The sequence below is a fragment of the Imperialibacter sp. genome (assembly GCF_048007035.1).
Lineage (GTDB): Bacteria > Bacteroidota > Bacteroidia > Cytophagales > Cyclobacteriaceae > Imperialibacter.
This window is the reverse complement of record NZ_CP180355.1, coordinates 2,896,734-2,921,439: the sequence shown is the minus strand read 5'-3', so window position 1 is coordinate 2,921,439 and position 24,706 is coordinate 2,896,734. Positions and strand designations below refer to the sequence as shown.

Genomic DNA, 24,706 nt, shown 5'->3' with positions numbered 1-24,706 from the left:
CTAATGTCTTCACACCATATCGTACGAGATGAGCAGGAACCAGCTTTGCTGGCGCTGAATGCCGCATGGCTTCGCAACGAAACGCTGGCAAGCTTGCTGGAGTGGAGCCCGACGATTGTGGTGCCCGCCGGAGAGGTGGAGGTGTTAACCACCCTGGGAATCAAGCCCGATGTAGTGGTGGCGACCCATGAAGAAAAAATTCAACACGCCGCCGTCTGGGAAGCTTTCGCCCCCTTGACCATTTTGGAAAGAATAAGTGAACAGAATGATGTCATTGCTGCCCTTCATTACCTTCTGGCAAACAAATACAAGGCGGTCAATATTTTTGCCTCTCCTTTCGATTTATCCCTTTCGGAGTTAGCACTCTTTTTCGCCAATATGGACATTGTTTTCTATTGTGAAACGAGCCGTTGGCTGTGGATCCGACAAGGGAAATACAGCAAATGGCAGCCAGCAGGCACCCAGCTCAGCGTAAAGTCGCTGGATGAGCCACAGAAGTTTATGTGGAGCGGGTTTACTGCAAAGCCATCCAAGCAACTTTTGGACAAGGCGACTCTTTCCGTTGAGAAGGATAGCTTGGTTTATATTCAATCCGGGCAGGCTTTTCTTCTTGAGGAACAGCTTTAGCCCACCTGTCCTCTGACCATCCTGTCCTTGCCATTGATGTCCTGCCGCAGTTCAATTTGGAAGTAACCCAATGACCCGAGCAATCCTTTCATTTCGGTTCCAAAAGCTTCGTTGATCTCGAAGTAGAGCCAGCCTTTCTTTTTCAATTCTGTTCTGGCCAGCATTGCGATTTTTTTGTAAAAAATAAGCGGATCATTGTCGCCGACAAACAGGGCCAGGCTGGGATCAAATGCCAGCACGTTTTTGCTCATCAAAGCCTTTTCTGAATCCCTCACGTAAGGGGGATTGCTAACGATGATATCAAAAGCCCCTTTATCGATCGTTGCCTCCAGAATATTGACTTGTTTAAAATGTACCTCAGCTCCCAGCTTGCTCGCATTCTTTCTGGCAACCGCCAATGCTGGTTCGGAAACATCCCAGCCCTCACACTGAAAGGTCGGCATTTCCAGCTTAATGCTGATGGGTATGCAGCCACTGCCTGTACCTATGTCCAGGAGGCTGATCTTGGTTGGCTTCTTTTGAGAATTGATAATCCAGTGAACCAACTCTTCTGTTTCGGGGCGGGGCACTAGCACATCTTTGTTCACAAAGAATTTTCTGCCATAGAACCAGCCATAGCCTACCACATGCTGCACCGGCTCTTCATTTTTGAGCCTTTTAACTGCTTCTTCAAGCGTAGCCTTATCATCGTTGGATAGCTCCAGTTGTTTTTTTGCCAGCCTGTCGCCGGCAGTTATTCCCAGCACTCCCTCCAGCAGGTAGTCGGTGATGCTTTGTGCTTCATTGGCGCCATAAATCAGGATCAATTGATTGGCCACTTCGGTGAATAGTTTGTCGGCAGAAGTAATAGCGGGGATAGGCAAGGCAATAATTTTTTTGTCTCACAATTTATGTCAAATTTATGAGGCAAATGGCAATTGATTTGGAACAACACCAGGTATTCATGCGGCGGGCCATTGAACTGGCGCAGTTAGGTTTGGGCAGCGTGAGCCCTAATCCACTGGTTGGCTGTGTGATAGTGAAAGACGGCGTGGTCATTGGGGAAGGCTGGCACCGCAAATATGGAGAGGGACATGCCGAAGTAAACGCTGTGAATGCTGTAAAACATGCTGAGCGACTTAAAGGCGCTACTGTGTATGTAACGCTTGAGCCGTGCTCCCACTTTGGCAAAACACAACCATGCGCCGATCTTTTGATAGAAAAAAAAGTGGCAGAGGTGATAGTGGCTGTTGAAGACCCCAATCCGCAAGTCGCTGGGCAGGGCATCGTCAGACTGAAACAGGCTGGCATCGAAGTGCAGGTGGGATTGCTGGCTGAGGAGGCCGAATGGATGAACAGACGGTTTTTAACGGCCATGAGGGATCACAGGCCCTACATCATACTGAAATGGGCGCAAACCATGGATGGTTTTGTGGCACGGGAAAACCACGACTCGAAGTGGATCAGCAACGCTTATTCGAGAATGCTGGTGCACAAGTGGCGGACAGAAGAGGATGCTATTTTGGTCGGCAGCAATACCGTAGTTTACGATGATCCACAGTTGACTGCCAGGGACTGGCCAGGCAAAAACCCTGTGCGGGTAGTGCTGGATCCGGGTGACGAGTTGGATGGTAACTACCATGTGCTTGACGGCTCCGTTTCGACGATCATCTATACAACCGTACGAGAGTCGCTGGAGGCTAACCTTGAGCTTGTAAAGGTCGACGCACACCACTACTTGTCGGAGGTGCTGGCTGATTTGCATAGGAAAAATATCCGATCGGTGATTATAGAGGGTGGAGCCAAAACGCTGGAATCGTTTATAGAAATGAACCTTTGGGACGAGGCCAGGGTTTTTTATGCGCCCACGACATTTACCACGGGCATAAGGGCTCCGGTTTGCGGAGGCACTATTTTAAGTAAGGAAGATATTTTGGGTGATACATTGATTATTTACACAAGAGACTAATGGCTGAAACTCTTTTTATTCCGCAGGAAGCGACTAAGCAAGATAAATACGAATCGCTTGTGCCTCAGGTTGAAGCGTTAATTGCTGGCGAGCCAGATCTCACGGCCAACCTGGCCAATATTGCGGCGGCTCTGAAATACGGAATGGGCTTTTTTTGGGTAGGTTTTTATATGGTCAAAGATGACCAGCTTGTGCTTGGGCCGTTTCAGGGGCCAATCGCTTGTACGAGAATCAACCTGGGGAAAGGCGTTTGTGGCTCTTCATGGAAGGAGGCCAGAACCTTTATTGTGCCGGATGTTGATCAGTTTCCCGGTCACATAGCTTGCAGCGGCGATTCAAAATCAGAAATAGTGCTACCCATCATACGAGAGGGAAAAGTGCTTGGCGTTCTTGATGTGGACAGCGACAGACTCAATGAGTTTGACGAGGTAGACCAGCGCTACCTCGAACAAATCATTGATATGCTTCAAATTACTTCTTAACTACCAGTGTGCTGGCAATCATGTCGTGAAGACCTTGCTTCTTTTCTGTGAAGCCCGCCATGATATAACCAATGCCGAGGATCATCGAAGAAACAATCTTACCCAGGTTCCGGAGCAGGGTTTTTCCAAAATCGAGTTTGTTGCCTTCCATGTCGGTTACTTTTAGGCCAAGAGCTATTTTGCCCACGGTTGCCTGGTACTTACTTGATTCCATAAAAGAGAAATAGAGCACCTGAATGGTGAGAGTAATTAAGAAGGTAACGCTGGCAATGCTAGCGAGAGCGGCAAAAAGCCCTATCGCTTCTTCTGTGCTCATGGAATCGTCAAACAAGCCGGGTGTGGTGGCGAAGCCAAAACCCAGAGCGGCAAAAATTGGCAACAGAACAAAAGATTGGACTGTATAGACTATGATATAGTCAATAATGTAGGCCACAAAACGTAGCCAAAATCCAGCATAATTAGTAGATGACATAGTGTGTAAGGGTTGGTTTTTATGAAAAGATATAAATTTCTTTTCACTAAACCACCTATGTGAAAGTGAATGCTTTAGGCCAGCCTGGCAATCACCGTTTTGCCGCCTGTAGTTTTGTCGTTGATGTTGACCTCAATTTTGGCGTCAAGCGGTAAAAACACATCGACTCTGGAACCGAATTTAATGAACCCGAACTCCTCGCCCTGGGTCAGTTGGTCGCCCTCTTTCACATACCATTTGATGCGGCGGGCAACTGCCGGCTATCTGGCGGAAGAGCACTTTCACACCCTTGTCGTTTTCCATGACCACAGTCGTTCTTTCATTTTCGGTACTCGACTTGGGGTGCCAGGCAACAAGGTATTTCCCTGGGTGGTATTTAAAAAAGCTCACTTTTCCTTTGATGGGAGCCCTGTTGACATGCACGTTAAGAGGCGACATAAAAATAGAAATCTGTATGCGCTCGTCTTTCAGGCATTCGTCTTCGGTGGTTTTTTCGATCACCACCACTTTTCCTTCGGCAGGTGCATAAACAGCTTTAGGGTCTTCGGGGGTCACGCATGTTGGAAGCCTGAAAAACTGAAGAACAAGAAGGTAGATCACAATGCTGGCAGCAAGCACCAGGGTATGAATAAGCGACATTGCCACATAGTTGAAAACTACGTAGTTCAAGCCGATGAAAATAATCGCCATCACCAGCAATAATGTTCTACCTTCTTTGTGTATTGTCATCTTTCTAAAATCTACCTCTGAATTTATAAGTTTTAGCTACTTTATCGATGGCTACAATATAAGCGGCAATCCTTAAAGAAACATTATACTCCTGAGAGGTTTTGAACACGTTGTTGAACGCATCCTTCATGATCCGGTCAGACCGGCGGCTCACCCTGTCGGCAGTCCACTTATAGCCAAGGCGGTTTTGCACCCACTCGAAGTAGGATACAGTTACCCCGCCAGCGTTGGCCAGGATGTCAGGCACAGCCATGATGCCCTTGTCGTTCAGCAAAGCATCGGCTTTGGCTGAAGTTGGCCCATTGGCGCCTTCCACAATCAGCTTCGCCTTTATCTGGTCTGCGTTGTGCACGGTAATCACATCTTCTTTTGCTGCCGGCACCAAAACGTCGAGGTTAAGGGTGAGCAGATCATCGCCCGCAATTTTTTCGGCACCTTTAAAGCCCTCAAGTGAGCCGTTATTGGCATTCCGATACTCTATGGCTTTGTTAATGTCAATTCCGCTGTCGTTGTAGTAGGCTCCGGAAATATCGCTCACAGCAACGACCGAGGCACCTCTTTCTTCCAAAAGCGTAGCGGCCCATGAGCCTACGTTACCAAATCCCTGAACGGCCACTTTCGCATGGTAAGGATTAATTTTCAATTTCTCCATTGCCGCCAGCGCAGTAATCATTACCCCACGACCGGTAGCCTCGGTGCGGCCCAAAGAACCACCCAAAACCAGGGGCTTGCCCGTAACAACGGCATTCACAGTCATGCCCTGAGCACGGGAGTATTCGTCCATCAACCAGGCCATTTCACGAGGGCCGGTACCCATGTCGGGGGCTGGAATGTCTCTGTCAGGCCCGAAGATTTCAACAAGCGCACCCGTATAGGCCCTGGTCAACCGTTCGATCTCCCCTGGAGACATATTGCGTGGATTGCAGATGATACCGCCTTTGGCACCACCATAGGGAATGTCCACCACAGCGCATTTCCACGTCATCCAGGCGGCCAATGCTTTTACTTCATCCAGGTGAACGTCCATGTCGTAGCGGATGCCACCTTTAGAAGGGCCAAGAATGTTGGAGTGAATTACCCGATAGCCTTCAAACACTTGTACGCTGCCATCATCCATGGTAATAGGAAGGTTCACTATTACCTGCTTAACGGGCGACTTCAGCACGTTGTACACCTCATCATCCAGTCCAAGACATTTTGCTGCAATGTCAAACCTGGACATCATCGATTCGAAAGGATTTTCTTTATCCTTTATCGGTGCCGGTTCTATGTAAGCCATAAAAATATAATAGGGTTAATGTGTTGTATTCGGTGGCAAAGCTACTAAAAGCAATAGAAAGTTTGCTCAAAAAAGCTGAAATGTACATTTTTTAGCAAAGGTGTCAACTATCTGTAGAATGATGGCTTTGCACGCTGGTAAAATCAAAGAAGCCTTAAAAAAACGATAATAAAAGGCACGGATAGCAACAATCCATCAAATCGATCCAAAAACCCTCCATGACCTGGAATGCTTTTGCCCGAATCTTTGATTTCCATGCTTCTTTTGAAAAGAGATTCCACCAGGTCGCCATAAGTGCCGGCCACTATGATAATGACTGAAATGGAGAGCCATTCCCAGAGAGGCAACACGGTAAAGTACATGGAAAGGCCGTAGGCCATTGCAAGGGAGGTCAGGGCCCCTCCCACACTTCCTTCCCAGGACTTCTTTGGGGACACTCTTTCGAAAAGCTTGGTTTTGCCAAAGTTGACACCTGCAAAGTAGGCACCGGTGTCGCTTGCCCAAAGTATCAGTAGCAGTCCAACTATTATCTCCCAATGATATTCCCCTCTTGAGAAGGCGATAAGGTTTAGGAGTGCAAAAGGCACGGCTACATAAATGATCCCCAGAAAGGTAAAACCAATATTGGTAAATGGGTTCTTTTCGTTTTTCTTATAGAGCTTAATAAAAAAGATGGTGGCTAGCAAAGGAAAAACGAGAAAGGCGTACTTACCGTCAATCTCTCCTGTTTCCACAAAGAAGGTGAGGCAAAATATAATTGTTCCAATAAAGCAACCCAGAAAGCGCAACGGCAAAATACCATGAAGCCGCACCAGGTTGTAAAACTCCATTTGGGTAAGAAGAGTCAGGATGAAAAAAATGGCAAAATACGTGTAGGGACTGTAAATAATCAGGAAGAGCAAGATAGGGGCTCCTATGACTGCTGCGATAATTCTTTGGGTTAGGTTGTTGAACCTATTCAAAATGGATGTCATCGTTGATCATTTTCACAGCGCTGAGGACATTCTCAGATGAAACATACACCTCATAGTTGCCCAACTGATAGAGAGAATCCTTTTTACTAACTACCACAGCGGAAATATCATTTTCCTCTAATACTGCCTTCACAATCTCTGCTTTGTGCTGTTGGTTAGTCGTATATACCTTTTGCCAGTTATCCATCAGCGTTTTCCAGGTTCCTGTGAAACTTAATAAAGAGGTAAGTGAGGGCAGCACCAATAATAAAGAAAAACCCTACTGTTTCCAAAGGCACCGTCTCTGTATCGTCGATGTTGAACCCGACCAGGTCATTTTTGTACAGGTAAAGCATCACCAGGCTAAACCCGTTGTTAAAGAAGTGCGCCACCATGGCCAGCACCAGACTACCCGACCAGTAGAAAATGTAGCCAAAAAGTGCGCCCAGGAGCATCCGGGGAACGAAGCCATAGAACTGAAAATGAAATGCACTGAAGAAAATAGCTGCTACCCAAATGGCGATATGCGGATTGCGTGTGAGCTGCTGAAGTCGGGTTTGGATAAGACCTCTGAAAAGCAGCTCTTCACCAATGCCGGGTATAATGGCCACGACAAGTAATGCAACCAGTAGTTCGCCAAAACCTGAAAAGTCGGTCAGGTAGTCGGTAATGACTTTAAGTTGCTCCTCTTTCGCCTGCGCCCATTGCCCAAAGCCGCTCATAAACTCCGGAAACTTCAGGTTGAGGTTCCATTCTATGAAAAGACTGTTGACAACCATGAAGCAGAAAGTGATCAGGGTGACATAAATCAATGGTTGCCAATTGCGGGTGTCAACGGAAAAATAAGTGCTTACTTTTGTGCCTTGATAGAGTTTGATGTAGAACAGGGGCACGAGAATAAACGCTCCGAGCGATCCCACAGCCTGGGTGGTGTACAGCGCCACTTTGGATCGTGGGTCGCCCATATCCGTCAGGAGCCTCATTGTTTCTTCAAACCCCGTATTAAAAAGCAGCATCAGCGGCAGCACGGAAATTATCTGAAACACGATCATTCCACCAAAACAAAATAAAACCAGCTGAAAGAGGCCAAGCCCCGGCCCCTTCAAATCTCTGATTTCAAGGAAACTATTGTATTTTTGCATCTTGTTAGATTAGCTGATGTAACACAACTGGTCACATTCGGCCCTAAAGGTAGACATACGGTGGTAAAAATAGGTAACATAGAACTGGGAGAATTCCCGCTTTTGCTGGCACCCATGGAGGATGTAAGTGATCCTCCGTTCCGTGCAGTGTGCAAAGACAACGGCGCCGACCTGATGTATACCGAGTTTATCAGCAGCGAAGGCCTCATCCGTGACGCCATAAAAAGCCGCAAGAAGCTCGATATTTTTCCTTACGAAAAACCTATTGGTATTCAGATTTTTGGTGGCGACGAGGAGGCCATGGCTATGTCGGCGAGAATAGTGGATGCTACCCAGCCCGATATTTTGGATATCAACTACGGTTGCCCGGTGAAGAAAGTGGTCTGCAAAGGTGCGGGTGCCGGGGTGCTGCGGGATATCCCGCTGATGGTCAGGCTGACCCAGGCAGTGGTAAAATCTACAAGCTTGCCAGTGACAGTAAAAACCAGGCTTGGCTGGGATGACAGTAGTATCAACATAGAAGAGGTAGCAGAACGGCTTCAGGATGTGGGGATCAAAGCCCTGAGCATACATGGTCGAACCAGAGCGCAGCTTTACAAGGGTGAAGCCGACTGGACACTGATCAGAAAAGTGAAGGAAAACCCCAGGATACAGATACCGATCTTTGGCAATGGCGACATTGACACTCCGGAAAAGGCGCTTGAATACAAGAACAGGTATGGAGTGGACGGCATCATGATAGGAAGGGCAGCAATTGGCTATCCATGGATTTTTAATGAGATCAAACATTTCATGAAAACCAGAGAAAAGCTGACAGCGCCGAGCATGAAGCAAAGAATAGAGGTGGCCAGAAAGCACCTTAAGTTCTCTGTGGAATGGAAAGGTGAGAAGACCGGCATTCTGGAAATGCGCAGGCACTACACCAGTTATTTTAGAAACATCCCCAACATAAAGCCCTACAGGCAAAAGCTGGTAGAGTTCGACGCCTATGAACAGGTTGATGAACTGCTTTGTGAAATGGAGCAGGAATTCATGAACGCTTTCGTGGAGGCATAGATAATATGAGCAAGCCAGCCAGCCAGATGAGTGACAAAGCACTCGCATGGCTTTTATTGTTTACACTTTCCTTCATTTGGGGTAGCAGTTTTATTCTGATAAAAAGAGGACTCGAAGTCTATTCTCCATTGGAACTTGGTGCCCTTCGGATAGTGACAGCGGGCTTGTTCCTTCTGCCGGTGGCAGTAAGCCGGATTGGTAAACTTTCGAAGCGGAACTGGCAGATCCTTCTTCTTGCTGGTTTTGTAGGAAGTTTCGGGCCTGCTTTTTTGTTTGCCCTTGCTCAAACGCATCTCGATAGCGGGCTGGCAGGGTCGCTCAACGCACTCACGCCGCTTTTCACCATTTTGATAGGAAGCTGGTTTTTCAGTTCCACTTTCACCAGAAGGAACGCTATTGGCATTGCTATTGGCTTTGTGGGTACTGTACTTTTGATTTTTGCCGGGAGCGATGGCGGTATCTCAGGCTTCAATTTTTATGCGCTTTTTGTGGTGCTTGCTACTATCTTGTACGCTACCAACCTGAACATCATCAAGGCGTATCTCGCAGACCTGAAACCGTTGACAATTACCAGTGTTTCGCTGCTTATGGTGCTGCCCCTTGCCCTGGTTATTCTGGCAAGCGCCACTGACTTCAGCACAAAAATCATTTATACAAAAGGAGCCTGGGAGGCCCTTGGCTATATAAGCATTCTGGGTGTTGTCGGGACAGCTATTGCATTGATTATATTCAATAAAACTGTGCAAATTTCAACACCCTTGTTCACCAGTTCAGTCACTTATATCATACCCCTCATTGCGGTGATATGGGGTCTTCTGGACGGAGAAAAACTACTTGTCACCCACTATATAAGCATGGCGCTTATTCTTGCGGGTGTTTTTATTGCCAACAGAAAGTAGTTCACCTAAAACGGGTTAACTGATAAGTCGATACCGAGCACCAGCTCCATCAGAAAATAGACCGAAAGCGTTATCAGCACCGTGCTGGCGAGGTTCAGTGCAAAGCCTTTTCGAATCATATCTTTCATTTCCACATGGCCAAAACTAAATACGATGGCATTTGGCGGAGTGGCAATAGGTAGCATAAAAGCGCAGGAGGCAGCGAGCGTAGCGGCGATCATTGGTCCAAACGGGTGCACACCAATCGACTGAGAAAGTGCCGCCAAAATCGGCAGCATGATAGAAGCCGTGGCTACATTGGAAGTGACCTCGGTTAAGAAATTGAGCATGAGGGCGACTATAAAAATAAGAAGCAGGAGGTTAACGCCTTCGAGCAACGACATTTGCTGGCCAATCCATTCAGCCAAGCCAGACTCCTGAAAGCCAGCTGCCAATGCCAGCCCACCACCGAACAGCACAATTATCCCCCAGGGGAGCTTCACCGCCGACTCCCAGTCCATGACCATTTTGCTGGCTTCGCTTTTAGCAGGGACCAGAAACAAAGCCAATGCACCGCTCATGGCAATGATGGTGTCGTCAAGACCAGGAAGGACTTTTTTGAGAAGGAATGAACTGGTTATCCAGGAAAAGGCTGTTAGGGTAAAGACAGCAAAGACGGCTTTTTCTTCCCAGCTCATTTTGCCCAGTTCTTTCAGGTCGTCTTCGATTTGCTTCCTGCCCCCCGCCAGTGGTTTTTTGGGCAGCGGGTAAGCCACCCTCACCATATACCACCAGAGGATTGTTAACAGAACTACAACAAGAGGCATCGCAAAAGCCATCCAAAGAGCAAAAGATATTTCGATATCGAAAAGCTGCTGAGCAATGGCAGAGAAAACGACATTGGTAGGCGTACCTATCAATGTTCCCATGCCTCCGATGGAAGCCGCATAGGCAATGCTGAGCATCAGCGCCTTGCCTAAATTCGCCTTTAGCTTCACTTTGTCAGGCATGTCACTCTTGTCGATAATGCCTCCAAGCTGACTGATCAACGCAATGCCAATAGTCACCATCATGAGCGAAGTGGCAGTGTTCGAAATCCACATGGAAAGGAACGCCGTAGCGATGATGAAGCCGAGCACGATACCCCGGCTGTTGGTGCCTACCCATGAAATAATGGTGAGGGCGATTCTTTTGTGCAGGTTCCACTTCTCCATGGCAATGGCGATAATAAAGCCTCCCATGTAGAGGAATAAAATTTTATTGCCATAAGCGGCTGTCACTGTGTCAATTTTGGCGCCGCCGGTTAATGGAAGTATCACAATGGGTAATAATGAAGTAGCAGCCATAGGAATGGCTTCTGTTGTCCACCAGGTGGCTACCCAAAGGGTACAGGCTAAGACGGAGCGGCCCGATTCGCTCATCCCTTCGGGCTGCACTATAAACTGGAAGATAATGAAAAGGACTGGCCCCAGCACGAGTCCAATTTTAGAAGCCAGCGATTTGCTTTCCATTCAGTGGATATATTTAGGTAGGTGCCTGAAATTAGAAAATAGCACAGAAAAGCCCAATCCTTTGATCAAAAGTGTGGACAATCAATAGTTGCGGGCAAATTTTTCCCCGGCCAATATTGCCACCTTCAACTTGTTTTGAGGGGGAGGAAGCGGACAAGTTGCAAAAGGTGTATACACGCAGGGTGGATTGTATCCCTTGTTGAAGTCCATCACCACTTCCCCGCTGCTGTTGGGCTTTGTAGTATACATATAGCGGCCACCTCCGTACGTTTCTTCTCCGGTTGTTTCATCAGCATAAGTCACAAAAAACTCATCACCTTCTTCTGTCACATCGATCGCATATTCCTCGCCATCTTTTTCAAACACAAGCCTGCCCGGGCTTGGCTGGTCATAAGTGATGCCAAGGATGTTTTGGATTTTCAGCACTTTAGGGGGATCGTACGGCTCAAATTCAGCGGTGACCACCCAATTCACATCCACAGGGTAGGAATCGATCGATTGAAGAGAGTCTAATTTTGGGTTTTCAAAGTCTCGCAGGCGCACTGCCAGCTCATCACCTCTTTTGATAACAAACCAGGTAAGCGCCTCGTGGCTCATTTGCAGACTCATATGCATCGAATCGTCATAAACCAGCTGCAGGGCGGGGGCTTCCCAAATTGAGTCTTTTCCTGTTTCCTTCATCATTACCACAGGCTCAGAGGGAGCCTCATACAGTACAGATTTGGTATTTGTCACTCGCAGCTTACCAAGAAAAGCGGGGGCTTTTTCAGGAAATACAATCTTATTGGACGAATCCGACCCGAAGGTAGACAAGCCCCTGTTAAGGATGTAAAGGCCTGCAAGGTTGACATAGCCGTTGGGGGCCTTCAGTTTTTCGATTCGTTCCTGTTGCCATTTTTGATGGGCTACTTTGTAAGCTGCTACTTCTTCCTCCGACATTTTATGGTCGCAAGAGGTCAAAAGAAAATACGTGATAAGCGATAAAAAGGAAAGACGGACAATTATCGTTGAGACTTTCATGGCTGGATTGGTCGGTAGACTATGCTTTTCCTTTTTACGAGATAGTAATATCTGACGAATTATCGAAGCGAGATGCTGTGGGTGGCAGTCTTTGCCTGAAAGTCAACTGAAGCTTCTTCGAAATCAGGAGGGCCTAATACCCCCATGGAATCATTTCCAAAACCATAAGGTTCTTTTGGTATGCCGAACAGGCCAGTGTCAAGCTTGCCGTTTTCATTTTCGTCGTGAAACACACTAATGGCATAAGAGCCAAAGGGAAGACTTGTGAATTGCACCAGCGCCGACTCTCCGTTTACCTTTTCTACCCTGCCTTTGTAAAGCCGATCTGTGAGAAAATTTTCTTTTAAATCGTAAAGGGCCACACGAATGTCGCCCTTTACGTTTTTTATCCCTTTGACCTCCACAGTAAGTGTGCCTGATGAATCGCTTTGGAGCCAATTCAAAAGAAGGCTTAGAACTACTACTATCACTTTTCCACTACTCGGTCAAAGTCAAACTCGTCCATGAATTTCTGCGCCTCTTTAAGGTTTTGGAACTCGAAGGATTTAGATTCACCGTCTTTGGCATGAATCTCCACCTTGATAAGAATCACCTTTTTACCACCCAAAGGATCATCAACAAAAGTGGCGTTCTCCGGCACAATAAACTGGCCGTCTTTTCTAACCAGCCCCAATTTCTTGTCTTTGTGCTTTATGCGGTTACAGTACGAGCATTTGTAGTGCTGAACAATTTTGCCTTCCTCTGTTTCCGTGGCTTCGCTGATTATTTCCTCGCTTTCAAGCTTCAGCGTTTGGAAACCACACCTGTCGCACTCAATCGCAATGAGGTTGCCCGGATACTTTTCAATCTTAGTTTCGCCTGTTTCCTGATCTATCCATACATCGTAATCAACACTGAAGATATTCTCTTCCGCCTGCATCCCCTCGTCAAGGTAAACATCCTCTTCTTCTTCACTAAGCAGCTTCATTTTGTTGCCAGTTTTAGGATTGACCCGGGGAGTATATCTGAACTTTTTCAGCCTTTTTGATTGGGCTGTAGGGTAATAGAATTTAAGGATAAGAAATGCAACATAACCGTACAAAGTACCTATGGCAATGGTGATAAACAGCCTAACGAAGAACCACACAAAGTTCAGTTCGACTGTCTCGTCTTTGTAAGTGTTGGCATACGCTGTAATGGCCAGCGCAATGCACAAATGCATCACCCAAAGGAGCTTTGATTCATATTTGCTGGTAAAATCATACTTCTGCTTGAGCTCTTTAAAACTGGAAATGCGAAGCTTTGTAATAATGTATATAGCAACTGCGAGAGCAATCAATATATAGGCTCCATTTTCCATGAAGTTGTGCCAAGCCAAAAGAAATCCCGACGCCTGTTCTTCCATAATTTTCTTTTTAATTAAGGTTCTAATTCAATATTACATAAATTTCATTTACCAAGTAAAATCAAGTTACCTGAACTCTAATAACACATCAAAATAATTATACCCCATGGCCTGGAAAAATATGTCGACCATCGCTCCCAGATACGCTGAGGCCGATAATGTTGCGGATGTTTTTAAGCCTGCGCTTCCTTTGTCCACCCGTATTGCTGTGGCTGGTGCGGGTGCCTTTGGCGGGTGGACAGCGCTGAATTTGCTTAGGCTTGGCTACAAAGTAACGCTGTTTGACCCATGGGGCGCAGGCAATTCCCTATCAAGTTCTGGTGGAGAAACAAGGTTGATGAGGAGCGTGTACGGAAGCAATAGCTTTTATACGAAGCTGGCCAACGAGTCGTACGATATGTGGCTGGAAACGGAAGCATGGGAGGGTAGCAAGCTATTGCATACTACAGGCAATTTGTGGATGGTAGGTGAAAATGACAATGAAATGCAGAGCGCTGTCGCCCAGATGGATGGTTTGAACCTTCCCTACAAGATTTTCAAAGCCAGTGAAGTACCAGATCGATTTTCGTATATCAATTGCTCCGACTTTTCGTACCTGATCCTGGAAGAAAAGGCTGGTGTGCTTAAAGCCCGGGAAAGCTGCCAGGCGGTGCTGAAAAAATTCGTCTCAGAGGGAGGTCAATACTTTGCAGAGGTGTTGACGCCAGGTTCAGTTGGAAATGGTATAATGGGAGTCTGTGAAACTTCATCCGGGAGCAGGCATGAGTCAGACATCTACCTGTTCGCCGGGGGGCCGTGGCTTAAGTCGTTGTTTTCAGATGTGCTTGCACCGCACCTGGCTGTGACCCGGCAGGAAGTACATTACTTTGGTTTGCCTGCTGCAAAAGCTGGTTTTTTTGAAGCAAATTTGCCCAGCTGGATTGACATGGCCCATGATGGTGGCTTTTATGGAATTCCCGGCGGCTTCCACAGGGGCTTTAAGGTAGCGTCTGACAAGCGGGGTCGTGAAGTTGATCCAACAACCCAGAGCCGGATGCCAGAACAGCCGGAAGTGGAAAGGGCAAGGGATTATGTGCATTACAGGTTTCCCGGCCTGGGAACGTTGCCGCTGATTGAGTCCAGGGTCTGCCAATACACGAATACGCCCGATGGCAGTTTTATCCTGGATACGCATCCCGAAGCTTCGAACGTTTGGTTGCTGGGCGGAGGGTCGGGTCATGGTTTTAAGCATGGGCCTGGCTTGGGAAAAATGGCAGCAAGTATTATCGCCGGTCAGCAGGGGCTCCCTACTTTGCTCTCACTCAGCAGGTTAAAAAGTAGTGGTTTGATAGTATAACTATTGTTATAAATTGGCGTTCAAATGAAAATATTGATGTATTTAGCTAAAGATTTGTCTAATACTATTCTAATAAAAGAGAATTAATGAATACCTATCGCTGGGGGATTGTTGGACTGGGGAGAATTGCCCACAAATTTGCGGAAGCGTTAAAAGTGATTCCCACTGCCCAGCTGGTAGCAGTGGCCTCAAGAGACAAAAAAAATGCAGAGGCTTTTGCCGAACGTTTTGAAGCGAAGACGTTTTACGATAACTATGAAGATCTCATTCTCGACAAGGAAGTTGACATAGTTTACATTGCCACTACGCATCCGTCCCACGCATCACTGGCAAAAGCCTGTCTGCGTTTTGGCAAGCCAGTTCTTTGCGAGAAGCCCTTCGCCATGAATTACCAGCAGGCCAAAGAGGTATATGAGGTGGCCCGTGAGTCAGGTGTGTTTATAATGGAGGCTTTGTGGACAAGGTTTCTTCCGTCGATGAAGCGGGTGATTGAGATCGTTAAAAAGGAAGAGATAGGTCATGTTGTTTCTATTCAGGCTGATTTTGGTTTCAAAGCTCCCTATGACCCTGGAGCCCGGCTTTTTAACAAAGAATTAGGCGGCGGGGCATTGCTCGACGTGGGTATTTACCCTGTTTTTCTCACGACAGCCCTTCTGGGTGAGCCGACAAAAATACAGGCCAGCGGAGTGATTGGGCCAACCGGTGTGGATGAGCAGTGTGCTATGCTGCTGGAGTATGACAATGGGGCAATTGCCAGCCTTTCGTGCTCCATTATTTCAAATAATACTCAGGTGGCCAGCATCAACGGATCGAAGAGCCGCATCCAGATAGATCAGCCTTTTTGGGGGCAAACCAATATCAATATTTTTACAGACTGGAAGCCCCGTGGCCTTGTGAAGTTTGACTACCCGAGCAATGGGCTTAACTACCAGGTGGCAGAAGTGCACAAATGCCTGGATGAAGGCAAAACAGAGAGCGATCTTTGGAGCTATGGCGACAGCCTCCTTGTGTTAAAGACCCTCGACAGAATCAGGGAAAAAATTGGGTTGAAGTACGAGGCGGATGTTTAATCCACCTATATCAATTTCGAAAGATCCAGCCGGAAGCCAGGTAGCACGTTTTCGCCGTCCAGGAAAAAATCAAATGAGTCAACCTCTTTGACAGGCTGAGAAGGCTTGTAGATAAACGCTTTTTTCGGTTCCGGGTCGATCAGCCAGCCTAATTGTACTCCGTTGGCTATCCATTCTTCCATCTTTTTCTTCAAGGCGGGGATAGAATCAGAAGGAGATTTAAGCTCAAATACGAACTCCGGTGTAATTGGGGCAAACTTGTTTTTCTGTTCGTCGCTGATTTGATTCCATTTTTCTAACGGCACCCAGGTTGCGGGAGCAGCTTTCATAGAGCCATCTGGCAAAATTAATCCGCCATTGGAAATAGCTATTCCAAGGCTGGAATTTTTCTCTGCCCAGTTGCCCAGCTGTGCTAGAATTTTTAAGCCGAAGCGGCTTGTATGGCATCCCGCCAGTGAATCAATGATGAGATTTCCCTTTACGTCTCTTTCTATACGTAGTTCTTTGTTAGCCAGGCAGATTTCCAGCAATTCGTCATCCGAAAATCGGATTCTTTCAGGAAATTTTAAGAGAGTGGCTGCCATTTAGATAAACTGAAGTCTAATCAAATAAATCCTCTTCCCGCTCCAGCATCAAAATAGCCGACTGCGGCACAATGAAGTACTTTTCTCCCTTGTAGTGCACCTCGAAGGCAGCCTTTTGCAGGAAAATGGCCATGTCCCCTTCTTTTGCCTGAAGCGGCACATATTTCACTTTGTCCTCCTCAGCTTTCCAGGGTTCGTCGTCGTCGGCCTGCATAGGAATAGGGTAGCCAGGCCCGGCTTTCACGATGTATCCGCTTTGTATTTTTTCTTTCTCCTGCACTCCTGGAGGCAGGTAAAGCCCACTTTCGGTTTTCTCTGATTCCTTTTTTGGCTTGACCAATACCCTGTCGCCCACTATCACCAGCTTTTTCAGCTTGTTGTCTGCTGTCAATTCCATTCTTTTTTCCTTCATCAGGTTTCAAAGTTACTCTTAAACCAAAAAACGCACAAAACAGTTTAGTCCATTGATCTGTCGATGAGCCTCTGGTCAAGTTGCTTGGTAGTTTTTGCTCCCAGCTCTCTCAACCGCTCGGTTTTGCGAACAAGGTTGTCCTTGCCATCTACCAGCTTATTCATTGCCGCATCGTAGTTTTCCTTGGTCTGTTTAAGGCTGTTGCCCACCTTCACCAAGTCGGCCACGAAGCCATCGAACTTGTCGTAGAGTGCGCCGGCTTGCCTGGCAATCTCTTCAGCATTTTTGTTCTGCATGTCCTGCTTCCATATGTACGAGATAGTGCGCAGGGTGGCAAGCAGTGTGGTGGTAGACACCAGCACGATGTTTTTGTCCAGGCCTTTTTCATAAAGCGCATGATCCTCTTTGTAAGCAACAGTCAGTGCAGGTTCGTTCGCCACAAACATCATCACGTAGTCGGGCTGGCTTATTTCGTAAAGATTTTGATAGTTGCGCTCGCCGAGCAACTTGATATGGCTGTAAATGCTATCAATATGCATCTTCAGGAATTTCGCTTGTTCCAGGTCGTTTTCAGCATTGAAAAAGTTAGTGTAGGCAGTTAGCGACACTTTAGAATCGAGTACGAGGTACTTATCATCCGGAAGTTTGATAATGTAGTCGGGGCGCTGATTGGAGCCGTCCTCATTCTTGAAGTTCTTCTCTTTAAAGTAATGGATGTCTTTCTGGAGCCCGGCTTTTTCCAGGATTGCCTCCAGCTGCATTTCCCCCCAGCTTCCCTGTGATTTGCTGTCGCCCTTCAAGGCTCGGGTGAGGTTCTCTGCTTCTTTGGTGATTTGCTGGTTCAGCTCCCGAAGGTTTTTGATTTGCTCGCTCAGGCTGCTGTTCCACTTCAGGCTTTCTTTGTTGGTGTCTTCCACCTTTTTTTCAAACTCGGCTATTTTCTCCCGTAGCGGATTGAGCACCTCGGCTATATTTGTCTTATTCTGGTCTGTGAATTTTTTGCTTTTTTCTTCAAAGATTTCCTGAGCAAGGTGCTTGAACTCCACAGTGAAACGCTGCTGAAGCTCTGCCACCTCTTTTTTATGCTCTTTCAGCCTCTCCTGTAGATTTTTATAGTTGGCTTCCAGCGTAGAGTTGCGTGTGCTCAGCTGAATTACCTTTTCCCTTTCTGCCTTAATCTCCTGCACATATCCGGCTGCCTCTTTCTCCACATCTTCCAGCTTTCCCTTCAGTAAGGCGTTTTGCGTATTCTGTTCATTGCTTTTTGCCTCGAACTCACGTTGCAAACTTTGTTTGGTAGTCGACTGCCTGGCTAGCAGGACAAGTGCTGTAGCCACCAAGCCAATGGCCAATCCGATAAGGAGTGAAATCAAATCCATGGTTAACGTGTAAGAGATTTAGTGCCGAAAATAGTGCTGCTAAGTTAAGACCTTCGTTACCCTTTTATTCCCTGATGTGCCACTAATTTTCATTTATTGCCCGCAATCGTAAGTGGGCAAATGTATTGTTCTTAAATAAGTTGATGGGTTAAAGATGCATTACTAAAACAGACCCGCACAACCTATAGAATGACTTTCAAAACTGTTTTAGCCTCGATAGTGCACGGCTTTGGGGATTCCGGCTCGGGGCAGTTGAACAGCTTAAAGATAAACCCCCGACCCTGTGTTGAATGAAGTTTACCATTCCATGGAACTTCTTTGTCTTTCCCTTTGTCTCAAATGTTGTTATTTTGCAATATGCTGCTACGGTTCCGGGTCATCGCACTCTTACTTTTACTCATCATCGCTTTTCCCCCGGGAAACGAGACTGTGCGCACCGTTTTCGACCAACACGATGACGAGCTGACCTCGCTCACATCCGACACAGCAGTGGAGTTTTTATTCCAATCCCGGCTTAACCCCACTCGCCAAAAAACCCAACTACCTTACCTTCTTCTCTTTTGTGCACGCCCTGCTGCGTTTTCGGCTGTGCATGTCAATGGCAATGATTTGGTTCAATCGGCGGGGAATGCCTGGCCGTGGCTGCAGCTTTTCCGATCCACACAACTATTCCCCTTTCATTTCTTCAGGTAACATCCCTTTTTTTTAGTCAGCCGCAGGTGGGTGCTGCTTTCACATTTCCCGCCTCCGCAAAAGACTGATACCGAATATCAGGCGGATTGAATCTGCCTTTATACAGTTTTAACTAAAAAAGAAGCTTACATGGATGATCCAAAAAAACAACTCCTGCGAATTGCAGGGGGCTTTCTGCTTGGGTATATATTTCTCGTAGTCATTACCCTCTACCTGGCCCAGATGCAGGAAGACATTTCAATATTGAGTGAAAGCCACATCGAAGAAAACTATGTGGCTCCACCAGACATCACATTGGCGAGAGGCCAGAAGATGTATGTGCCCGCCTATTCAAGTATCCCATTGTCCGACAATTCCCGGCAGAATCTTTCTATCTTGTTGAGCATACGGAACACCGACCCCACCACGTCAATTAACATCACCCGGGTTGACTACTACGACACCCGAGGCCAGCTGGTCAGGCACTTTACACCCGGCATCGTAGAAGCGGGGCCAATGGAAACTATCGAGTACTTTATTCCGCAGAACGACGAATCGGGTGGGTCTGGCGCCAACTTTTTTGTAGAATGGAGTGCCGAAACGGCCGTCTTCCAGCCAGTGGTGGAGGCACTGATGTATGGAAAAACGGCAGGAAGGGACCATGAGTTTAAAAGCATTGGGCTTGTAGTAAAAAAATAGACAGAAAGCAGATGGTCATAACCAGTCACAATATCCTTTTGGTGGGTTCCATCCTGCTGCTGCTGAGCATTTTTGCCGGCAAAACAACCTATAAGCTGGGCGTGCCTACCCTTATTCTTTTTCTTATTGTTGGCATGCTGGCAGGTTCGGATGGTATTGGGGGCATCTATTTCGATAATCCCGTATCGGCGCAGTTCATTGGCGTGGTTGCCTTGAACATCATTCTGTTTTCAGGCGGGCTCGACACCCGTTGGGACAGTGTGAAACCGGTGCTTGGCCAGGGTATCACCCTGGCCACGGTGGGGGTGTTTCTTACAGCAGGCAGCGTGGGGTTGTTTATTTACTGGATATCAGACTTTACACTTCTTGACGGACTCCTGCTGGGCTCCATTGTATCTTCAACGGACGCAGCAGCTGTATTTTCTATTCTTCGGTCAAAAGGGATCAACCTGAAAGGAAATATAAGGCCCATTCTTGAGCTTGAAAGTGGGAGCAACGACCCCATGGCCTACTTTCTCACCATCACGCTTGTAGGAATTGAACAGGTGCACGAGTTAGATTTTGTTGCGGCGCTGGGGAGCCTTTTCTTTCAATTTGCTTTGGGTGGAGCCTCTGGCTTCCTCTTCGGGAAGCTAAGCAAGCTGGTGATCAACAAAATCAAGCTGGATTTCGAAGGACTATACCCTGTGCTTGCACTCACCTTATGCTTTATTACGTTCTCCGTCACCGATTTTATTGGGGGCAATGGCTTTCTGGCAGTTTACATCTGTGCCGTGATGTTGGGCAACACCAACCTTATTCACAAAAGCTCGACTATCAAATTCTTTGATGGGGTCGCCTGGTTGATGCAAATCATATTGTTCCTTACGCTTGGGCTACTGGTGTTTCCATCCCAAATCATTCCCGTCATTTCAATTGGCCTTCCAATAGCCTTGTTTATGATCCTGGTAGCAAGACCATTGAGTGTGTTTGTGAGCCTGGCGGCCTTCAGGCTTGGGTTTCGTACCAAACTTTTTATTTCGTGGGTTGGGCTGCGGGGCGCTGTGCCCATCGTTTTTGCCACCTATCCCATGGTGGCAGGCGTGGAAAATGCTGATGTAATTTTCAATATCGTTTTCTTCATCACTTTGCTGTCAGTGACTATTCAGGGCACCACCATTTCCTTTATGGCCAAATTATTGGGAGTGAAAGATGCCGACAAGGTACCTGAGGGATTGAGCTCCGGCTTCATCGAAAACGTGAAAGGCACTTCCTCGGAAATACTGGTACGCCCCGACAGCAGTGTGGTGGGAAAGAAAATTTACCAACTGGGCATACCTGCCTCTGTGCTGGTGGTAATGATCAAACGGGACAAAAAGTATTTTGTGCCCGGCGGAGCTACGGAGCTGGTAGAGGGCGACTTCCTATATATCATTGGGGACGATGTTAGCAGTATCGACTCCACCCGAGAGCTTTTCGCCTGACACAAGAGCCTCAGAACAGGCGCCGAGTGTGCTGGGTGTGTCTTCACAACCAGCCTGCCGACCTCAAAAACTATTTACCTCCTTCGCCGCTCTGTTGCCTGACTCAATAGCACCCTGTATCCACCCATGATAGGCGGAAGCATGCTCCCCGGCAAAGTGAATGCGGCCCTCGGCCGTGATCAGGTGGGGCAGGTGTAACGTTAAGTCATTGGGCGTGCCGATGGCGTGCGCATACCCGGCCCAGGGGTCTTCACCCCAAACTTTAATAAAGGCCCCTTCCAGCTGCGGCTTGAGGCCGGGAAAAACCGAGTCGACATGGTTGGCAGAAAAGGCCAGGCGCTCCTCAGCACTCATTGTCATAAACTTACCTGCGTCCCTGCCTTTCACATAGTGAGCGATAATGCCCCGGTTGGCATCCGACTCATAGTGTGGATCCCAGATTTCGGAAGGAAGGTCAGTAGCAGCAAAGCCCGTCAGGCCGTCCTTTCGCCAGTAGCGGTCTTTTACCTGCATCGCCGTGCGACCGAGGTTCCAGCCCCCCATATTGTTGATAGCAGTTTGTTTGGGGCCCGAGAGCGTCTTCACAAAATCCATTTTCTTCAGCACCGGCAATGGCAAGGTACAAATCACCCTGTCGGCCCTGAGTGTGGAGCGTTCGCCTCCTCTATCCACGGTTACGCTTACACCCGTCTCATCCTGATCGACGGCCAGAACTTTGGTGCCGTATTGTATCAATCGCCCAAGGTCTTTGGCCAACGCACGGGGCAGCAGGTCATTGCCTCCCACAATCTTGTTGCGAGTGGCACCAAACGACAGGATTGTCTCCCGAACCATCTCAAGAATCGAGAAGTAGAGTCCTTTTTCCCCTGCTTCTTCCCAACCCAGCATCAGCGCACCAGCGATATCCGGGCTGTAGCCCTCGCTCACAAGAAACTCTTTGAAAGTGAGCTTGTCGTAGCCTGCAATGGCGGCCGGTGGCCAGCTCAAATCCCGGGCATCACCCACCTGAGTCATGATGGATTGAAACGGTTGTGTACTAATGCCCGCCCAGTCCATGGCGACTTCTTTGGGGGTGAGTGAAAAGGGATAATCTTTCAATGGTGCTGGTTGGTTGCTGGTATAGCGGATTTTTTCCCCTTTTACCATGTGCAGCAAACCGCCTTCAGAGGGGTTGAAAGGATATAGCTCAAGCCCGTATTGCCTCACATATTTCATGGTCCACTCATGATCTTCAGGGATTCGGGCGGCGCCCATGTCGGCATAGAGTCCGTCAGCAAACATATTGCGGGCAGTAAACACACGACCTCCGGCCCGCATCTGCCCCTCAATGATTTGGACGTCATGACCCAGGTTGCGCAATTCCATACCGGCCGCTAAACCGGACATCCCTGCGCCGATAATGATCACTTTTTGCTTAGAGCCACGTTTCGATTTCCAGGGGTCGTTGACGGACAGCGCCTGTACAGGCTGTGTGGCCAAAGCGGCTGCGAGAATTGAACTGAGTTTTACAAAGTCCCGGCGGGTAAAGGTAGGGTGCATGCTGTGGTTGGGTTAACGGATAAAATAACTTGATAGCAGATGAAACATGCTTCGATACTGGCCTTTCGAAGTAGTTACAAAAAATGAAAGTACAGAATTTCGTAATAATTCGCTTGCTTTGATAAATGCCATCCACAGGCAAGTCGCACACTAAATGAGATTTTTTATCCTGTTCTTAAAGTAATCTATGATGCCTGTGCGTCTTTCTGACAGGGCGCCCGTCTTAGGTAGAACTATTTACCCCGCTAAATCAGTTACTAATCCGTTAACTTACAACCGAATCCAACCATCCCTTTTTTCATGTCCAAGCCGAAATCAAAAGTAACCGTAGCCCAGGCGTTCAAAGACTTTATCTGGCCACGTCGCAAGATTGTGGCGGTTGGCCTGGTGCTCATCATCATCAGTCGCCTGGCCAGCTTAGTGCTGCCGGGAGCCACCAAATACCTGATCGACGACGTGATCGTGAATCACGATTTACACATGCTTAAGTTGTTGCTCATAGCCGTGGTGGCATCCATTACCTTGCAAGCCGTGACGTCGTTTTCTCTCACCCGCCTGCTTAGCGTAGAGGCCCAGCTGCTCATTAGTAAACTCAGGGCACAGGTGCAGCGAAAGATTTTGTCGCTGCCCATTTCGTATTTTGATAACAACAAGTCAGGCGCCTTAGTCAGCCGTGTCATGAGCGACGTGGAAGGCGTGCGAAACCTGGTAGGTACCGGCCTGGTTCAATTGGTTGGGGGAAGCATTACTGCCGTTATTTCGCTGGTGCTGCTGATTCGCATCAGTCCGATAATGACGTTCTACGTGTTGGTGCCGGTAGGTATTTTCGCCTTTATCGCCATGAAGGCCTTTGGGAAAATCCGCCCTATTTTCAGAGAGCGTGGTGTGATCAACGCCGAAGTGACAGGCCGCCTCACTGAAACCTTGAATGGCGTTCGGGTGATCAAAGGCTTCAACGCCGAAGAGCAGGAAAACAATACTTTTGCAGCTGGCGTGGAGCGGCTTTTTCAAAATGTGAAAGCAAGCCTTACTGCCACCGCACTAGTGACGAGCTCCGCTACTTTCCTGCTTGGTTTGGCTTCCACAGGCATTATGGGCATAGGTGGCTACCAGATCATCACCAACGAGATGACCATGGGTGATTTCATTGCTTTCACCCTCTACCTGGGCTTTATGATTGCACCGATTGTGCAAATGAGCAATATCGGCAGCCAGCTAACCGAGGCCTTTGCAGGACTTGACCGCACAGAGGAAATCATGAACATGGATCCTGAAGACATGCCGGAGGAAAGGCCGATACAGCTGAAAAAGCTGAAAGGTGATTATGCCTTTGAGAATGTCAGTTTTGCTTATGAAGAAGGCAAGGAAGTGATCCACGATATTACGTTCACCGCTCCTTCTGGTTCGGTCACAGCCCTGGTGGGCTCTTCAGGCTCGGGTAAAACAACCATAGCGGGTTTGGCAGCCACCTTCCTCACGCCAAAATCCGGCCGCATTATGCTCGACGGGGAAGACCTTTCGAAAGTGGGGCTGAAAAGCTTCCGTCAGTACCTGGGCGTAGTATTGCAGGACGATTTTCTTTTTGAAGGGACGATAAGGGAAAACATCTTATTCCCAAGGCCCAACGCCACCGAAGAGGAGCTGAAAAATGCGGTAACGGCCGCCTATGTGCATGAGTTTACTGATCGCTTCGAAGAGGGGCTGGACACCGTGATTGGTGAAAGAGGCGTTAAACTTTCAGGGGGGCAGCGCCAGCGTATTGCCATTGCCAGGGCCATTCTGGCCAACCCCAAGGTAATCATCCTGGATGAAGCTACCTCCAACCTGGACACAGAAAGCGAGTCAATGATCCAAAAGAGTTTGGCAGAGCTGATGAAAGACCGCACCACATTTGTCATTGCTCACCGTCTCAGCACCATCCGCCGGGCAGATCAGATCCTGGTGATTGAGCAGGGAAAAATTGCTGAAAGGGGTACGCATGAAGAGCTGATAGAGAAGAAAGGCCGGTACTTTGATTTGTATACTTATCAGGCGAGGATTTAAGGAAGGTAATTGGTAATCAGTAGACAGT

The 24,706-nt window shown here is 47.7% G+C and carries 25 protein-coding genes and 1 pseudogene; 11 read left to right on the top strand and 15 right to left on the bottom strand.

Annotation, left to right across the window (positions count from 1 at the left end):
- Positions 1-3: 3 nt before the first annotated feature.
- Positions 4-627, top strand: a complete 624-nt coding sequence (locus tag ACMVP2_RS12555; RefSeq protein WP_416867937.1) for a hypothetical protein — start codon at positions 4-6, stop codon at positions 625-627.
- Here the strand turns inward: ACMVP2_RS12555 and prmC are convergent.
- On the bottom strand, positions 624-1,490 hold the full coding sequence (gene prmC, locus ACMVP2_RS12550; RefSeq protein WP_416867936.1) for a peptide chain release factor N(5)-glutamine methyltransferase: 867 nt from the start codon (positions 1,488-1,490) through the stop codon (positions 624-626). The genes ACMVP2_RS12555 and prmC overlap by 4 nt on opposite strands.
- A 47-nt stretch (positions 1,491-1,537) precedes the next feature.
- Here prmC and ribD point away from each other — a divergent pair, with 47 nt between their 5' ends.
- Together ribD and ACMVP2_RS12540 are read left to right on the top strand one after the other, a co-directional pair.
- Positions 1,538-2,575 (top strand): bifunctional diaminohydroxyphosphoribosylaminopyrimidine deaminase/5-amino-6-(5-phosphoribosylamino)uracil reductase RibD, encoded by a 1,038-nt coding sequence (ribD, locus tag ACMVP2_RS12545; protein WP_416867935.1) that lies wholly within the window; start codon positions 1,538-1,540, stop codon positions 2,573-2,575.
- Positions 2,575-3,057 carry a GAF domain-containing protein gene (locus ACMVP2_RS12540; RefSeq protein ID WP_416867934.1) on the top strand — a complete coding sequence of 161 codons (483 nt, stop codon included), beginning with the start codon at positions 2,575-2,577 and terminating at the stop codon, positions 3,055-3,057. The genes ribD and ACMVP2_RS12540 overlap by 1 nt, the downstream gene beginning before the upstream one ends.
- Here the strand turns inward: ACMVP2_RS12540 and ACMVP2_RS12535 are convergent.
- The 6 genes and pseudogenes from ACMVP2_RS12535 to ACMVP2_RS12510 all read right to left on the bottom strand — a co-directional run bounded on the left by ACMVP2_RS12535 (position 3,047) and on the right by ACMVP2_RS12510 (position 7,632).
- Positions 3,047-3,529, bottom strand: coding sequence for an RDD family protein (locus tag ACMVP2_RS12535; protein WP_416867933.1), 483 nt, complete (start codon positions 3,527-3,529; stop codon positions 3,047-3,049). The genes ACMVP2_RS12540 and ACMVP2_RS12535 overlap by 11 nt on opposite strands.
- A 74-nt stretch (positions 3,530-3,603) precedes the next feature.
- A pseudogene (locus tag ACMVP2_RS12530) lies at positions 3,604-4,258 on the bottom strand (phosphatidylserine decarboxylase family protein).
- A 4-nt stretch (positions 4,259-4,262) separates the two neighbouring features.
- Positions 4,263-5,537 carry a Glu/Leu/Phe/Val dehydrogenase gene (locus ACMVP2_RS12525; protein ID WP_317489209.1) on the bottom strand — a complete coding sequence of 425 codons (1,275 nt, stop codon included), beginning with the start codon at positions 5,535-5,537 and terminating at the stop codon, positions 4,263-4,265.
- A 143-nt stretch (positions 5,538-5,680) separates the two neighbouring features.
- Positions 5,681-6,511, bottom strand: coding sequence for a phosphatidate cytidylyltransferase (locus tag ACMVP2_RS12520; protein ID WP_339785209.1), 831 nt, complete (start codon positions 6,509-6,511; stop codon positions 5,681-5,683).
- Entirely contained in the window at positions 6,492-6,698 is a 207-nt protein-coding gene (locus ACMVP2_RS12515; protein WP_350072989.1) for a putative signal transducing protein, read from the bottom strand. The genes ACMVP2_RS12520 and ACMVP2_RS12515 overlap by 20 nt, the downstream gene beginning before the upstream one ends.
- Positions 6,691-7,632, bottom strand: a complete 942-nt coding sequence (locus ACMVP2_RS12510; RefSeq protein ID WP_416867932.1) for a CPBP family intramembrane glutamic endopeptidase — start codon at positions 7,630-7,632, stop codon at positions 6,691-6,693. Before ACMVP2_RS12510 ends, ACMVP2_RS12515 begins: the two co-directional genes overlap by 8 nt.
- 60 nt (positions 7,633-7,692) lie before the next feature.
- Here ACMVP2_RS12510 and dusB point away from each other — a divergent pair, with 60 nt between their 5' ends.
- Positions 7,693-8,688, top strand: coding sequence for a tRNA dihydrouridine synthase DusB (gene dusB, locus ACMVP2_RS12505; RefSeq protein WP_416868200.1), 996 nt, complete (start codon positions 7,693-7,695; stop codon positions 8,686-8,688).
- 26 nt (positions 8,689-8,714) lie between these two features.
- Entirely contained in the window at positions 8,715-9,587 is an 873-nt protein-coding gene (locus ACMVP2_RS12500) for a DMT family transporter (RefSeq protein WP_416867931.1), read from the top strand.
- 5 nt (positions 9,588-9,592) lie between these two features.
- Here the strand turns inward: ACMVP2_RS12500 and ACMVP2_RS12495 are convergent, their stop codons facing one another.
- The 4 genes from ACMVP2_RS12495 to ACMVP2_RS12480 form a co-directional block, all read right to left on the bottom strand.
- Positions 9,593-11,077: an SLC13 family permease gene (locus ACMVP2_RS12495; protein WP_416867930.1), complete on the bottom strand. Its 1,485-nt coding sequence runs from the start codon at positions 11,075-11,077 to the stop codon at positions 9,593-9,595.
- An 81-nt stretch (positions 11,078-11,158) separates the two neighbouring features.
- On the bottom strand, positions 11,159-12,097 hold the full coding sequence (locus ACMVP2_RS12490) for a DUF1684 domain-containing protein (protein ID WP_416867929.1): 939 nt from the start codon (positions 12,095-12,097) through the stop codon (positions 11,159-11,161).
- 59 nt (positions 12,098-12,156) lie between these two features.
- Complete coding sequence (locus ACMVP2_RS12485; RefSeq protein WP_416867928.1) at positions 12,157-12,567, bottom strand: DUF2141 domain-containing protein; 411 nt, start codon at positions 12,565-12,567, stop codon at positions 12,157-12,159.
- The gene (locus ACMVP2_RS12480; protein WP_226940404.1) at positions 12,564-13,481 is read right to left on the bottom strand and encodes a hypothetical protein; all 918 of its coding nucleotides are present in this window, start codon (positions 13,479-13,481) and stop codon (positions 12,564-12,566) included. Before ACMVP2_RS12480 ends, ACMVP2_RS12485 begins: the two co-directional genes overlap by 4 nt.
- Before the next feature lie 106 nt (positions 13,482-13,587).
- Between ACMVP2_RS12480 and ACMVP2_RS12475 the strand changes: the two genes are divergently transcribed.
- Positions 13,588-14,817 carry an FAD-dependent oxidoreductase gene (locus ACMVP2_RS12475; protein ID WP_416867927.1) on the top strand — a complete coding sequence of 410 codons (1,230 nt, stop codon included), beginning with the start codon at positions 13,588-13,590 and terminating at the stop codon, positions 14,815-14,817.
- 86 nt (positions 14,818-14,903) lie between these two features.
- On the top strand, positions 14,904-15,887 hold the full coding sequence (locus tag ACMVP2_RS12470; RefSeq protein ID WP_416867926.1) for a Gfo/Idh/MocA family protein: 984 nt from the start codon (positions 14,904-14,906) through the stop codon (positions 15,885-15,887).
- A gap of 5 nt (positions 15,888-15,892) precedes the next feature.
- Here ACMVP2_RS12470 and ACMVP2_RS12465 read toward each other — a convergent pair whose 3' ends face one another.
- From ACMVP2_RS12465 to rmuC, 3 genes are read right to left on the bottom strand one after another with little or no spacing between them, the layout of a single operon-like run.
- A complete protein-coding gene (locus tag ACMVP2_RS12465; protein ID WP_416867925.1) occupies positions 15,893-16,471 on the bottom strand; it encodes a Uma2 family endonuclease in 579 nt (192 codons plus the stop codon).
- Between the two features lie 16 nt (positions 16,472-16,487).
- Positions 16,488-16,868, bottom strand: a complete 381-nt coding sequence (locus ACMVP2_RS12460; RefSeq protein WP_151997806.1) for a co-chaperone GroES — start codon at positions 16,866-16,868, stop codon at positions 16,488-16,490.
- Between the two features lie 59 nt (positions 16,869-16,927).
- Positions 16,928-18,262 carry a DNA recombination protein RmuC gene (gene rmuC, locus ACMVP2_RS12455; RefSeq protein WP_416867924.1) on the bottom strand — a complete coding sequence of 445 codons (1,335 nt, stop codon included), beginning with the start codon at positions 18,260-18,262 and terminating at the stop codon, positions 16,928-16,930.
- 357 nt (positions 18,263-18,619) lie between these two features.
- On the opposite strand from rmuC, the gene ACMVP2_RS12450 reads away from it, so the two are divergent.
- From ACMVP2_RS12450 to ACMVP2_RS12440, 3 genes are all read left to right on the top strand, one after another.
- The gene (locus tag ACMVP2_RS12450; RefSeq protein ID WP_416867923.1) at positions 18,620-18,955 is read left to right on the top strand and encodes a hypothetical protein; all 336 of its coding nucleotides are present in this window, start codon (positions 18,620-18,622) and stop codon (positions 18,953-18,955) included.
- Positions 18,956-19,084: 129 nt separating this feature from the next.
- The gene (locus ACMVP2_RS12445) at positions 19,085-19,633 is read left to right on the top strand and encodes a DUF3124 domain-containing protein (RefSeq protein WP_416867922.1); all 549 of its coding nucleotides are present in this window, start codon (positions 19,085-19,087) and stop codon (positions 19,631-19,633) included.
- A gap of 11 nt (positions 19,634-19,644) precedes the next feature.
- Positions 19,645-21,096, top strand: a complete 1,452-nt coding sequence (locus ACMVP2_RS12440; RefSeq protein ID WP_416867921.1) for a potassium/proton antiporter — start codon at positions 19,645-19,647, stop codon at positions 21,094-21,096.
- A gap of 63 nt (positions 21,097-21,159) precedes the next feature.
- Here ACMVP2_RS12440 and ACMVP2_RS12435 read toward each other — a convergent pair whose 3' ends face one another.
- Entirely contained in the window at positions 21,160-22,635 is a 1,476-nt protein-coding gene (locus ACMVP2_RS12435; RefSeq protein WP_416867920.1) for a flavin monoamine oxidase family protein, read from the bottom strand.
- Positions 22,636-22,935: 300 nt separating this feature from the next.
- Here ACMVP2_RS12435 and ACMVP2_RS12430 point away from each other — a divergent pair, with 300 nt between their 5' ends.
- A complete protein-coding gene (locus tag ACMVP2_RS12430) occupies positions 22,936-24,678 on the top strand; it encodes an ABC transporter ATP-binding protein (protein WP_416867919.1) in 1,743 nt (580 codons plus the stop codon).
- Positions 24,679-24,706 lie beyond the last annotated feature (28 nt).